Below are 13,657 nucleotides of genomic sequence, written 5' to 3'. Positions count from 1 at the left end.
TTATACCCCTGCCTTTCTATATTTTTTTGATCTATTTTTATTAATGTGCGGATTGTTTTGTACTATTTTGACAATGGCGCGTTTTGAAATATATCGATATTCTAAAGTCTGATTTTCACGGCACTTGATGTAATTTAATACGCGTCCTAAAGGTAAGTTACTGTTGACTCCTTGCCACATTTCTGACGCACCAAAGATTACAAGACGATCCATTGCGCGAGATAAAGCCACGTTCACACGATTTGGTGACTTCAAAAATGCAGGAAACTTAGTTGGATCATTTCGCGTAACTGAGAGAATGATGATCTTATTCTGTTTACCTTGATAACTATCCACCGTATCAATACGCACAATTGATCTCAATGCATCTGACACTTCACACAAAGAGAAGGCTTTTCTTAACCGGTTTTTTTGCTCAGCATAGGTACAAATTACACCAATAGCAGGCTCTTTAAGGGAATCAGGCTCTGGCACTAATTTATTTAACAAGAGTTTGTCTTGGTCAATCCGCTGAAGAAAATCGATAATTTCATTAATTTCATGTGGGTTATAAATACTACTACCTTTCTCCATTTTGAAATGCTCAGCATTCCCAGTATCCACCCAAGTAACTGTTGAATTCAATTCTATTACGATGTCGGATGCATAGTTATCAGGCACAATCCGCTTTAACTTAATTTCTTTCAGCTCTTCATCACTTAAACCACGAGAATCGACAACTTCAGTTTCAAGTTTTCCTTCATAAAAACAGTCTGAAACTAATTCGCCGATGCTCGGACTCATTCGGTACTGTGACAAGAGTTCTGAACTAGCCTTTAGTCCATAATGTGAATTAAAGATACGGCCAAAGTCGCTTTGTAATTTATCTTCCAAATCATCATCTGATATCTTAAGTTGCTTAGCTAAAGCCTTTATATGATCGCTCGAATATAGTGGAGGAAGTTGGTCTTGATCCCCAACTAATAAAATACGTGCACCTGACTGCATTGCAATTGCCAATTCTGAAGCGATTGAACGTGCTGCTTCATCAATAATCACCCAATCAAATACGTGATTGGCGATTCCAATACTTTGTTGGCCAACACCAACGCATGTGCCACAGACTAATTGCCTTGTTTTGACCAGAAAACTTTCATAATTAGCATTTTGGCTTTCAATTAATGGTTCATAATCTAGGGCAATATTGATCAAGGCTTTCGCTTTAAGTCCTTCCTCATTAGATACCCCGTAGTATTGATTAAGTGCTGCGAACGTAATCATGTCGATCTTATTTAACTGGTTTAATACTGTTATCTCTTTATCATTGATACAGTCTTCCAGTTGATCCCAAAAGTCTTGATTTCCGTCAAACATGCTCTTCAGCTTATGCATTGCTGATTTGAAAGCCTGGGTATACTCTTCTAATGAGAAACTAAACTTTTGATCAAGATCATCTTGGTCGATTGACTGATACGCAGATTTAAGACTATTTAAAATAGTGACTCTGATTTCATAAAGATCGCTCAAGTATTCAGCTTCAAGTGATAAATCTTTTGCAAGCTCAAGCACTCTTTCTTTAATATTAGACTTAAACAGCTCTATCTGGCTCGTAATAATTGAGCCTGTATAGACATCTTTTAATTCAGGAGACACAGCACTCTCTTTATTGCTTATTCGAGCAATACTTAATGGTGTGTCATACTCTGTGCATAGCTGACGTATACGCTCAACACTTGTATTTACAGCTTCGTGCGACTGACTAACAATTAAGATGTTAGATACATTTTGTTTATCATAGAGATAGTGAGCCAGTATAGAGATAAATTCAGTTTTGCCGGTTCCTGGTGGTCCCTTTAATAGTGATACAGGTCCATACTTAAGCACATTACGGAACGCTTTACGTTGTAATGGATTGAGGGCTTTAACCAATTCCCCATTTTTGTATTTGTTATAGTGATCTAGATCTTCATCAGGCACTTCAATCTCATAATCTTTTGCTTCAATCACTAATGATGGTTCAAAGTAATCTACGAGATTTTCAATGACAGCCTTATTACTCAGAATATTTGTCAGAGCATCTGCACGTTTCCGATTAGATGACTTATCTGCCTTGCTTTGTAGAAACAGTGTTGCTTCTTCAGGAACTTCATTTGTTTTTTTACAAAAATCGATCCACAATTCTCCGACTTTTGATTGCGCAATATTCACCGTACCTATGCAGAAAGTGTAATCACCTCCCGCCCCAGTTTCTTTAGTGCACATTACATCGACTTTATCGGTCTTTGAAAATTTAGCTGAAACATCTTCTGCAGAGTCATAGTATGCAATAGCACTCTTTGAATCTTTAAAATGTTTGCTCGAAACTATCTTTAACGGCTCAGACAGAGTGATTGTAGGATGTGCATGACGCTCAGTCGCCATGACTTTTTTCCACAACTCTTTCGTTTCAATATCAATTAAGTGGCTATGTGTAGGCAGATGACTCATTGGCTGTGCCATAAGCTCATCAGTAGCTATAACATCGCCTATCTCTTCTTGTAATGCTTTTTGTTCACGCAGAGCCCGTAATGTTTCCTCTTTCTCTTGAGTCCTTTTGAGCTGTGCTTGCTTAAACTGTTCAATAGCATCCTTAAAGTTTTGATCTTTTGCTAAGAAGTCATTTAACTCTACAATGTTGTCACGCTTACTCATCCCAGATATCGGGTGGACTTCAATGCTAACATCAATAGTCAGATCTGCATCCCTACTAGCCTTCCACCACAGGTCTTGTTTTTTGACAAAATCAAGGAAACTTAATTGATTTTCATGGGGCTTATAAAACCCTTTTAACATGCCATTGATTCCGCTAAGTGTAAATCGAAAATCCCCCTCACTTGCTGCCTCAAGTTGGATATAAACTTTGCCGTTTTCGGGATAAATCGTAAAGGGCGTCTCAACCTTACTTGTATAAATACTAATCTGAGGAGCTTCTTTTACAATAGCACCCTTACATTCAAATGCCTCTATAAAGCGAGAATTATCAATATAGCGTACACTTGGATCTTCCATTCCTTCTATGCTCAAGGCTGTATTTAGCCAGGATAAAGTAGGATCCATTGAAGCCACATCATCCACAGCCAAGTCTATATCGTATAGATCTGCGATTAATTTCAATGCAGTAAAGTTGTCACACTGAATGACTGTTGGATCTTCAATATCAGATGGGAAATAAGCATTAGAAGAATCAGGTTGTGGTACTTCAGGATGGAAGCAATCATTAAAACTAACTTTCAAGTTTGTTTTATCTACTAGAATCTTTTCATCATCCAAGTTTCCATGTTGAAAGCCATGCTCATGAAATTTTTTCAGAGAATGCAATAACTGAAGTGAAAGTTCATTTTTTTCATCCTCAGTTAAGCCCTCAATAACCGTTGACCAAGCTTCACCCTTTACCATTTCAGTTACTAGATACACACATGCTGTGCTAGTTGATAAACCAAAATCAATAATCTTAGGAAGGTATGGCAAATTGAGAGCCTGCGTCATTTTAAGTTCTTCAAAGAATCGCTTAAAACAACTCTTTTGATAAGTTGTCATTGCAGATGCAACTTTACCCATCCATGTTTTGACTAACATGTTGCCTGATGCATAGAGTGTAAAATTTTGGTTAGCATCAATAGGCGCGCCAAATATCGGGTAACTGATATAGGTATTTGTCTGATTTAAATATGGATTCAGTACATCTGCATCAAGTTCATAACTAACTTGTTCAGCAGGTTTTTGAGCTAAGAAATCTTGGAATACTGCACATGCATTATCATATTTCCCTGTCAAAGCTCGTGTTAAAATACGCTCTAACCAGTGGTTCTGATCTCGCTCCTCAAGACTAAATTTTTTCAATGAACGTGGGCTCAGTCGAGCATTCTTCCAAATATGAAGGATTAACTGCCCTAACCAATACACATCCTTTTGTGCAGCTGTCAGCGCAAGATTCGGAAGATGAGCTGTTGTATTCAAAAATGGGAGTTCGTTAGCCAGTTCAGGGTCAATTTTCGAGGGCTGTGTTTGATCATTTGCTGCCGAAAAATTGGATAGCAATATCTCCTTTTTATAAGAGATCCACACACTATGATCACCCACATCACCATGAGTAATTCCCATTTGATGTAGGTGATTAAATTTACCAAGCAAAATCTGGAATAAATCCAATTTCTCAGATTCAGACATTTTCTCAGCATAAGCGCCGATGAATTCGTTGACTCGATAGCTGTTCTCAGGCAACTCATACAACTCATTATATTTTGATGTCATGTCATCAAGACTTGGGTTTGTAATCGGGTGCAAACAACTTTGATAAAGATCAGGCTTTTCTGTTTTAATTTTTTGGAAAACCCGGCGCTCATTGCAGATCAAGTTGAATCGATGTTGAGGCTGACTCATTCTTGAGTTACTCAACTTGAATTCATTAAAATCCCAACAACGCATTAAAGATTTTTCACCAACGATGGTCAATGAATGCGCTTTATACTCGCTATAAATCTTTTTAGGATGCGGTAAGATCAAGTCACCTCGTTCATGATTATTAATAATCAAAGAGCGTGGTTGAATTTGGTCAGGCGCAAAAATTTCATCAATAATGGCGTGATATTCTTTTTTAATATCATATATGCGACCATCACGTTCCAGATGCTTGCGGAACATATTATTAAAATTCTTCTGTTGAGCTAATTGTATAAACTCATCTATCGAAAGAATGTGCTCTAAATCTTCTGGAGGCAGGCGCGAATAATCTGCTTTACCACACATGACAACAAAGTGAGAAACACTTTGGTAATGAAATGTAATGCCCTTAGCTTTCTTTTCTGAAACTTTATCCTTTAGTTTATTAACTATAATTTGCATTTTTTTTACATTTTTAGCTACAGGGCATGAATCTTGCTCTTTATTACCTACGTACCATTTTCCTGCAACTTTTGTAATTTCCTTACCGTTCCAGTCCTTGAATTCAATGACCAAAATGTTTGCATGAGTAATAATTAGGAGATCATATTCAAATTTCTCAGAACTACCTTTCGCTACTGCTTTTTTTCCATTTTTATGCATAAATTCAAAACCAGCATATGCTCGCCAGTTTTTAGTTTTTTCGCCACGATCAAAGACCTTTTTAATCTTATCAATTGCTTTGAGTTCGTGCTCGTATATACCTGTCTCTGGATATGTAACTTTCATATTAAAAGATTCTTTATTTAAAATGTCTTGCTTTTGCACATACAACAAATAAGCGTCAAAAATGATGCTAAATTTTTATTAACATAAAGTAATGCTATATGTACGGTGTCTTTTAGAAAAAATACTTAGCGTAAGAATTTAGTTTTTTCAGGTTGATGGTTAGTTTGGCCAAATAAGCCCTCCGAAGGTTTTTTATATTCAGTTTAGGATTGTATTTAAAATAAAGTCTGCCAAATATTTTGGTGTAAAACCTGAGTCTTCTAGCACGATCATCATTTAGATGATCTAACTCAATCATTCGTTTAAGCAAAACGTATTTCACTTAACGGTTCATAATGTGACTTATATTACATTTAATTTTTGAGTATTCAAAATTATTTTATTGAATTATAAGAAAAAAACTTAAGGAATTCCTTAAAATTTGATGACAATGGTCATATCTCTAATCACTAAAAAGACCAAAAATAGATATCTACCCATATCTCTCGGACAAATTAACTCTATTTTATAAAAGTATCAATAAATTCATTAGGTTCATGAACCAAAAATTTATAATTATTTTTTTATTTATATAAGTTATTGAAAATAATAAATAAAATTATTAAAAGTTTTATTAACTAGACTTCAGGTGAACATAAGTTAAAGTTCGAATTAAAATGAATAGGGTAGTCGCAATTTCCAAAAAATGACAGCTCATGTGTCGTTTAGATACTAACAATTTGTTTATTATAACAAATCTTAAGCATGTTAGCTGTCGTCATTCTTTGATACGGTCTACGTACTACCGTACAATCATCAGCTATATTCATGGTGTTACTTTGCATAATTTACATTTTCTGCATTCAAACCAATCAATCCAAAATTACGTGCACGTTCGAGACACATAAGCTGTCATTGACGACACATGTAATGTCACTGGTTGCGTTCGTGCGTCTATTTCCGTTGAACTATGCTATACCTTGAATAGCCAGCTACTCGGTTCACTGAAATACTGACCGACACGTTAGATTTCAGTTTTAAATCAAAATAGCGATCAATCGTCACAATTAGATGTTTTACATAATCAAAAACTACATATGTTAAATCCTTTAAATCATTGTTCTGGTGTGCAACTTCAATAAATTCTGAAAACAACGCTACACCTGTTTCGTTGGCCAGATTCGCTAACTGATTATCCAATCCGGCAATTGCCGTTAATTCTGATGCAATCACCACTTTATGCATTGCTGTTTCCGCTTCAATGCCTTTGTACTCAATCCCCTTGTATATATAGACATCGTTTTCTCGTTTGCCTTGGTTCCAAGGGTTATCCGTACCATCCAGTCTAGGCATGCTGTACGGTCGTTTTAGTTTTGCTGGAGGTGTTTGTTTAGCGGTGACTTCATAAAGGTTAAATACGCAATCTGTGTAGCGTTTAAGGCTATGGTATGTCAAAGCTTGCTGTTTGGCGGTCAACTCCCGTGGTGATACATGATTCACCAAGGTTTTGAACATTTCTAATGATTCTGGTGTGAACGATCCATCTTTTTTTGCATTGTCCATCAGGTCTTTTTTAGCCCATTTATGCTTTAGTTTTTCCGCTTCAGCATCAGATATTTTCTCTCCCCGATACACGTATCCACGCGCTGCGTTTGAATACTCAAAATCTGCTCGTTTTACTGCCTTGTAGACCATTGTTTTTGTCATTTGTTTTGCACCAGTTTTTCCCATAGTTGTGGCGACCGCTTGAGGGCTTAACACGTACCCATTCTTTTTCGCTTCGGTCGTAACACCAAAACTCGTACCCTAAACAACAACGTTTATTCACGACATAGCGGTAGGTGTTGCAGATCGTAAGCATATTCTCAGTGGCGTTAACTTCCCAAGGTTTAAACGCAATAAGCTCTGTTATTGCTTCCCTGTAAAGTCGTGTTGCTTTGGGATTATTGAATAAGATCCGTTCTTTTTTTGAGGTCTTAGTGATTGCATTCATTTCGTCCACGACCTCACTAATGCTTTTAGCCAATCATCCATCAAATCAACTAAAATTGCCCGTTCTCTGCCTGTTGGATATGCGCTTAACTTCATATTCCAACTATTTGCCGACTCTTCTGTGCCGTGCACCAAAAACCCATTTTGTTGATCATTTTCAGCCAGCTTATCCGTCACCCAACATTCAAACAGTCTGGCAAAGATTTCTGTTGGCTGTGACCAATACATTGACCGTGATTGATCTAGGTGCATGGCGTTATTCATAAAGCCCGTACCGCCTTGTCTTTCTTCGTAATCAAGGTATTTGGTTGACTTAAAAGTAAGATAATTAACCAGCTTGATAAACTTATCTGCAGTCTGGCCATCTTTAAGATGTTTGTATGCTGACTCTTGATGATTCTGTACTGAGTAACGCCCTTTACTGGTGTAAAGAAAGTATTCGCTAAAAAAGTTATTATTGAGTCCGTTTCGTTTTGCCAAAACACAATCAAATCCGTGCGCGAACTCATGGGCTAGTGCTCCAACACCTTGCGTCTTGGTCAAATGAATAAGCATATTACCTGGTTCAAAGTGAGCTGCTGCGCTATCAACGCCTGTGCCACGCGAACCGAATGCTATTCCTAGCTTACCGCCTAAAGATGCGAACGTAACGGGTAGACCTAGAAGTTCGACAAGATCCATTAGTGAGTCATACGTGCAATTCAGAAACCATGCACGTTCCTTTTGATTTACCCAATTGCCGAACTCGACTCCAGAAAATTTGAAATAGTCCATAAGCAACTGGCTATCGATGTTTTCACCCTTTCGATGGTCCTTACCCTCGCGCACTTCAACTCTGTCGTAGCGCGGTCTTTTGGGTGGTTTTGCGCGTCCTTTTTTGGGTTCTATGACTCGTTCATCTAAAATTGGCTGAAAAAATGTTTTTACTTTTTCTAGTGCTGCATTGAATGTGTCGTATTCCGTCCAATCATCTAGTGTTTGAAACCGCTTTGCTGAAATGGATTTAACGGCATACCACTTATGTTGACCAGTCTCAGTGTTTAATAATTTTTTGGCACCATAATTATCCGTATCAAGTACACGATCGTCTGGCCATCCTAAAGGGATTAAGTTTTTTAAGCGTAAACGTGTGTCTGAACTAAATGATAGTGGGTGTTTAACTCTGCGATTGGTATGTCGTCCAGCTGAGTAGCGTTCTAAAATATCTTTTTCACTTCGTCCAGCACCAAACTTAACGGTCATGTACGCATTAAAGTCGTCTGTCAGTTGTTCTAAACGTTCGTAGTGTGAGCTTTCATATTTGTTTTTTAAGAAGTGTAGCGTAGCAATGTAGGCATCATCCCATTGCTTTTGACCTATGCTAAACCAACCGCCCCCTAAAGGCTTGTTGGTTAAGTTTGCATAGACCAAAGAAAATAATAGTGCATGTTTTACAGGTTTATGGCCAGATTGGGCATCAGCTCTAAAATCAGGCTTTTGCCAATATTCCTTTTTAGTCACTAGGCTGTCAGACTTAATTCCATTCATGTTGCCTGAGAAGTCTGGTGATGGGTTGTCTTTACGTGCACCAGCAAACTTTTTACCTACATCCGTAATAGGACCATCTTTTTTTTCATTACTATTTATTTCTTCAGTCATAGCTAAACCACATAATTGTTAGTTGCGTATATCGTCCAAGATTTCTGACAGATCAAACAGATTAATATCTTTGAGTTTTGCTTCAGCATTGATGCACTCAAGTAAATTCATAAAACCAACAAAAATAATGTGTGGTATTGGTCTATTGTTGATATGCACGGGTGTTGACCAAGTGCGTACACGCGTTTCGCATATTTCAAGCCCTTGTTCTTCAAAAAGCTTGATCAATGTCGGGATGTCTTTGTCTAGTTGAGTAAGGGCTAATAACGACCGAAATACATCATTTAAGCTAATAGAGTGGTGACGATGGTTCGGATTGTGCTGTTTTCTATTGTCGCCCTGTTGTTGATTAAAGTAATGATGTTTTTCGCGATCTTGAGATGTTCTGTTTAAATATTTCATTTGGTATTAAGCTCCAAAGAGATAGCTGTAAATCAGGTACAAAATAAAAGTTATTGTTAATCCCGACACCAATAGAGAATTGATCGGGTAATTTTCTAAGTTAAAAGGTTTTCTGTGATAGCTCACTCCCCAATCTGAAACAGATCCTCGCTCTACGGCACTATAAAAGTTAGTTTGTGAGGCGTTTAAACGGTTGTTGTCTACTGATATGAATTCCAGTTTGCACAGCAATTCGTCACTCAGGTAGTTAAAGAAAGTCGTTGGTGTACCATTTGATAGGATGTGTATATAACCGACCTGTTTTTGGGTATAACCCATTCGCTCATACGCTTTTTGAAATTCGTGCGTTAAAGTCGCACTAAACTTATCCCCCTTATTTTTGGCAATCAGTTCAATTGGTGGCTCAGCTCCAGCCTGAATAAGCTTGGTGAATTTAGGACTACCACAACCCCAATTTTGAGAGATCCAAACACCGCGTTTTGTGTCGTGAATCAAACCATCAACAATGACCACGGCTGCATCACCGATGTCGCCGTTTTCTTTTTCTGTAAATTCGGTGTTATCAACGTCTTTTCTGAATTCTTCAGGCATTGGCCTTAAAACTTCTAAAAGATTGGTACTGTCACTTTGTACATGACCAGTAGCCAAAATCATCGACTCAATTTTTTTTAGGGCATGTTCAGGTACTATCAATACTGAATGTACACGCTGGTCATACGCATCAGATTGAATGTCTTGAGCTTCGGTATTCTTTTCAATAGTGCTTAATTCCATATTATTTCTCTGCCTGGGCTTTCTGGTATTCAACTGCAGTCTTCATTGAATATTCGGTATCATCTTCGTGCTCTGTACCAACCATGCTTTGCTGACCTTGGTATATACCTTTAACAGCATTGACGAATGCGTTATGCGCCGTAGCGTTGTAATACGTTAAGTTTCCAGCACTGGTCGAATCATTGAATGTCAAAGTATTAGGAACATGCCAAACTGCTGAATAAGCCTTGCCATCGATAACAACAATAGGTTCAAACTCGACCGCTTCACGGTGCTTGGTTTCATTCCATGGTGTATAGAAAACAGTATTGTTTTTGAGGTTGTAGACCTTGAATACGATCTGGCCAAGATTCCGTATTTTGGCCTCTTTGTTGTATGCCTCTAAAACCTTGTCTTTTTGGAAGTCTGTAATTTCAAGCTCAGGGTTCTTCGTAATCACCAGTGTTTCATCAGTCGTTTTAATCTCAGATGGAACGTAGATTTTTGAACCTTTAGGGAAACGTCCTGATTTCTCCAATGCGGATCTAAACTTGTTATTTGCATCCAAGAAGTTGCCAAACTCACTACTGAAGTAGCTGTAAAAATTTGATGCACTGGTGAACATGCCAAACTGATTCACCCGAACAATTTGCTCAGATACAGTGGATGCTAAACTTGCATATGGTTTGCCCGACACATCAATTTCGCGCCATTTGTAGTTACGTACACCTACTTCTTTGTCGCATGCATCATTAAACATAGATGTAGAAACAATATCGCCGTCCAAGCGCTTCACATAAGCAACCGGGTAACTGCGGATAGGTGCCATACGAACAGCTTTGTTTGAATTGGTGTAAAAGCCAGATGACGAAATGATATTTTGTTCAGATGATTTAATTTGATAACTTCGTAATGTATTTAACTGTCGATCAAAGCTATCAATTTCAGATTCATATAAAACATCACCCTCAACAGATGTCGCGATTGAATAAGGGGCATACATCACATCGCCCTGAACTTTATCCATGATCTGCTCAGCTTCAATACGATATAACGGCTGTGAGAACATGCCATTTGATGCCAAAGCTGGTAGATCTCCCCCTACACCAAAATTACACGCTACTTTGTGGCTGGTGGTAGAAAGGCTTGATTGAGGTAATTTGTAGTTAGATGGATTGTAAGTGGTAACACGTTCATCATATTTGCGAACTTGTTCCTCAACTTTCTTTTCAATGGGATCTATTTGTTCTTCTTGAGATGCAGTATCAGTATTTGAAGGCTTTAACTTATCACAACCAAATAGCAAAACTGACAATATCGCTATGGTAAGGGTTTTCTTATTCACTAATTAATGACCTAACTTAAAACTACTAATACCCCACATTATAATTAAAAATAAGTATTAATGAAGTGGTATTTAATAGTTTAAGGACTTTTAAGCGAAAAACCCAATATCATTAATTAGTTTTAACGAACATTCTTTTAATGCAACTTCATAACCGCCGTTATTATTAAATGTAAAAGCAAATGGTAGCATTTTATCAATCGCAAATATCTTCTCTAATAAGTCGTTGTTTTCTGCAGATGGCTTATCCTTTAAGGCATATTGCATGGAAAACTTAGCATTTATACCCGTGCTTTTATATAAAGCATTTATTTGTTCTTTAAGGCTTTTTTCCACTTCTTGCACAGTATTGAAAATAAAATTCTGATTAACAGTGAATTTATCAGTTTTCAAAGATCCAAAGGTCCACGCCAGACTCTCCGAAACCACATACCCTAGAACAGTCTGCAATTCTTCATCTTCAAATTTGTGATAATGAACGTATGATTTAGTTTTACCGTTAAAATATAAAATAGAAATGGAGAACAACACCTCTTTGTGAGCATATTTAAAAGGTACTTTAACAAGACTATAAAAGTTTAAGAGCTCAACGTTGGAGGCTTTAGACATATTTTTTAAAAAAATTTTAAAGACATTAAAGTGATTATACTAAAAATATCAAAGAAATGTTAAAGGGTTTTAAAATGGATACAGTTGTTCTAAAAAATAGTTTAATTGCTAGTTTAGTTTTTGTATGTGTGTTCCTGGTGTTCCAAAACATCGACCATAGAGTTTCTGAACGTATACAGCTTGAGTCAACCAGTGCAGCATTCGAGTCGCTTGATAAAGACTTTTCTGCGATCAAAAGAAATGTGGATACTGAATTCAATAAGCTCCCGAAGTACGTGAAGCCAAGCAAAGAGCAATCGATCAATGATGCATTGGAATTCATTAAATTCTCGAAACAGACCTTTACTGACACAATGGCCCAAAATGAAGAACTTTTAGCAGAAGTTAAGGGTTTTGAGAAAAAGGCAAATGATGTTTTAGAAAAATAATAGTTATTTTAAAAAGAAAAATGGGAAGCTATAAGCCTCCCATTCTTTTAATGTCGTAAGAAACATTTAAATTTTGTTCTTAAAAGTATTATAGTAAAACTAATAATTTATGCAAATACTTTTAACAGAAATATCTAAAAGGTCTTTAACACTCAACGAATCCGAATAACTTAGACAGTGTGAATAAATTGTTAAAGTAGTCGAGTGTATATGTAAAACATTGGTATACCCATTAGAGATATGCGAATTATTATATATGTAAAACCTAACATACTTTTTAGTCGTATCTTGCGTAAAACTTACCAGATAATCTTTTGTGTTTTCATTTATGTTATCTTCGTATTGCTCTGTTATGCTCAGGATCTCTTTGCTGTTCAGCCAATAACTGCCTGTTTTATCTTGTTTAATCTGTTCCAAAATCAAATTATTTAATGACTGGTACTCTTTCGTTATTGCTTTGGCATATCGTTTTGATGACTGATGTTCTTTCCAGTCAATTTTTGCTTTCTTAAACAGTTTGAAAGCTGTAACCGCGCACAATATAGCTGAGATGGTACATAATATTATTCTACTACTATCACCTATAATGCCAATCATTCCTAAATGCACATCTTTTGAGAATAAACCGTTCAAAGATAGGTATACGCCAAAGATACAAAAACTTAACGCAAAAACCACAACTAAAATTAAAGTTGCTCTAATTAAAAGCTCATTAAAAGTAATTTTTCTTAAACTTTTGGTATAAAGCTTAATCTTATCTTTTTCAGATTTTAACATTTTAGCCAAGAACTTATGTTCTCTTTTTCCTCTGCTAAAAGGTGGTGTTACAGCATCTTTAAAAGTCATGTATAATCAAAAGTATTTTAACGTTCCATTAAATATACACTACACCTGGGCCTATTTAAAATGAAACATTATAGAATTATCGCTATTTTAATACCTTTAATATTTTCAGGTTGTGCAGCAAGCCACTCAGACAAAGAGCTTGTTGACTCTTATTACAATGACCAACAAAAAACAATAGAAAGCGATGTAGATCAACTCGTTAATTCCTACTCCGCTAAAGTCGTTACTCAGTACTACCCTGAACCATACTTCAATCCAACCAAGCCAATACCGCATTATTACGCTTTAAAGCTTGATGAAATGGGTATCCCTTACCCAAAAGAGCTTGTATACGACAATGCCGACTATAATTTTTATAAAGAGCAGGCTAAGTTTAATGCAAACAATAATGACGTAATTGATACAGATCACCACGATCACTAAAACTTTTTTATCGTAGGTGTTTTGTTGAGGGGCGTTTCTTGCCGAAACCTTTCTT

Annotated in this window: 10 protein-coding genes; 2 read left to right on the top strand and 8 right to left on the bottom strand. The window is 36.7% G+C overall.

Going from position 1 to position 13,657, the window contains the following annotated elements:
* The 7 genes from I6L31_RS17800 to I6L31_RS17770 form a co-directional block, all read right to left on the bottom strand.
* The gene (locus I6L31_RS17800; RefSeq protein WP_171518569.1) at positions 1-5,187 is read right to left on the bottom strand and encodes an AAA domain-containing protein; all 5,187 of its coding nucleotides are present in this window, start codon (positions 5,185-5,187) and stop codon (positions 1-3) included.
* Between the two features lie 933 nt (positions 5,188-6,120).
* Positions 6,121-6,927: a hypothetical protein gene (locus tag I6L31_RS17795; RefSeq protein ID WP_010591556.1), complete on the bottom strand. Its 807-nt coding sequence runs from the start codon at positions 6,925-6,927 to the stop codon at positions 6,121-6,123.
* Positions 6,928-7,155: 228 nt separating this feature from the next.
* Positions 7,156-8,796: an LPD1 domain-containing protein gene (locus I6L31_RS17790; RefSeq protein WP_005005743.1), complete on the bottom strand. Its 1,641-nt coding sequence runs from the start codon at positions 8,794-8,796 to the stop codon at positions 7,156-7,158.
* Positions 8,797-8,814: 18 nt separating this feature from the next.
* Positions 8,815-9,198: a hypothetical protein gene (locus tag I6L31_RS17785; RefSeq protein WP_005005744.1), complete on the bottom strand. Its 384-nt coding sequence runs from the start codon at positions 9,196-9,198 to the stop codon at positions 8,815-8,817.
* 6 nt (positions 9,199-9,204) lie between these two features.
* Complete coding sequence (locus I6L31_RS17780; protein ID WP_005005745.1) at positions 9,205-9,972, bottom strand: hypothetical protein; 768 nt, start codon at positions 9,970-9,972, stop codon at positions 9,205-9,207.
* 1 nt (position 9,973) lies between these two features.
* Positions 9,974-11,296: a hypothetical protein gene (locus I6L31_RS17775; protein ID WP_005005746.1), complete on the bottom strand. Its 1,323-nt coding sequence runs from the start codon at positions 11,294-11,296 to the stop codon at positions 9,974-9,976.
* Between the two features lie 90 nt (positions 11,297-11,386).
* A complete protein-coding gene (locus tag I6L31_RS17770; protein WP_005005747.1) occupies positions 11,387-11,905 on the bottom strand; it encodes a hypothetical protein in 519 nt (172 codons plus the stop codon).
* Positions 11,906-11,979: 74 nt separating this feature from the next.
* Here I6L31_RS17770 and I6L31_RS17765 point away from each other — a divergent pair, with 74 nt between their 5' ends.
* On the top strand, positions 11,980-12,333 hold the full coding sequence (locus I6L31_RS17765; protein WP_005005748.1) for a hypothetical protein: 354 nt from the start codon (positions 11,980-11,982) through the stop codon (positions 12,331-12,333).
* Between the two features lie 99 nt (positions 12,334-12,432).
* Here I6L31_RS17765 and I6L31_RS17760 read toward each other — a convergent pair whose 3' ends face one another.
* The gene (locus tag I6L31_RS17760; protein WP_005005749.1) at positions 12,433-13,179 is read right to left on the bottom strand and encodes a hypothetical protein; all 747 of its coding nucleotides are present in this window, start codon (positions 13,177-13,179) and stop codon (positions 12,433-12,435) included.
* A gap of 60 nt (positions 13,180-13,239) precedes the next feature.
* Between I6L31_RS17760 and I6L31_RS17755 the strand changes: the two genes are divergently transcribed.
* On the top strand, positions 13,240-13,602 hold the full coding sequence (locus I6L31_RS17755) for a hypothetical protein (protein ID WP_005005750.1): 363 nt from the start codon (positions 13,240-13,242) through the stop codon (positions 13,600-13,602).
* Positions 13,603-13,657 lie beyond the last annotated feature (55 nt).

The organism is Acinetobacter septicus, from assembly GCF_019355975.1.
Taxonomy (GTDB): Bacteria; Pseudomonadota; Gammaproteobacteria; order Pseudomonadales; family Moraxellaceae; genus Acinetobacter; species Acinetobacter ursingii.
This window is presented reverse-complemented; position numbering and strand designations above follow the sequence as displayed.

Bases quoted from the DNA above. Each gene is read 5' to 3' on its own strand.
- I6L31_RS17800 (WP_171518569.1), bottom strand. From the start codon at position 5,187: ATGAAAGTTACATATCCAGAGACAGGTATATACGAGCACGAACTCAAA.
- I6L31_RS17790 (WP_005005743.1), bottom strand. From the start codon at position 8,796: ATGACTGAAGAAATAAATAGTAATGAAAAAAAAGATGGTCCTATTACG.
- I6L31_RS17785 (WP_005005744.1), bottom strand. From the start codon at position 9,198: ATGAAATATTTAAACAGAACATCTCAAGATCGCGAAAAACATCATTAC.
- I6L31_RS17780 (WP_005005745.1), bottom strand. From the start codon at position 9,972: ATGGAATTAAGCACTATTGAAAAGAATACCGAAGCTCAAGACATTCAA.
- I6L31_RS17770 (WP_005005747.1), bottom strand. From the start codon at position 11,905: ATGTCTAAAGCCTCCAACGTTGAGCTCTTAAACTTTTATAGTCTTGTT.
- I6L31_RS17765 (WP_005005748.1), top strand. From the start codon at position 11,980: ATGGATACAGTTGTTCTAAAAAATAGTTTAATTGCTAGTTTAGTTTTT.
- I6L31_RS17760 (WP_005005749.1), bottom strand. From the start codon at position 13,179: ATGACTTTTAAAGATGCTGTAACACCACCTTTTAGCAGAGGAAAAAGA.
- I6L31_RS17755 (WP_005005750.1), top strand. From the start codon at position 13,240: ATGAAACATTATAGAATTATCGCTATTTTAATACCTTTAATATTTTCA.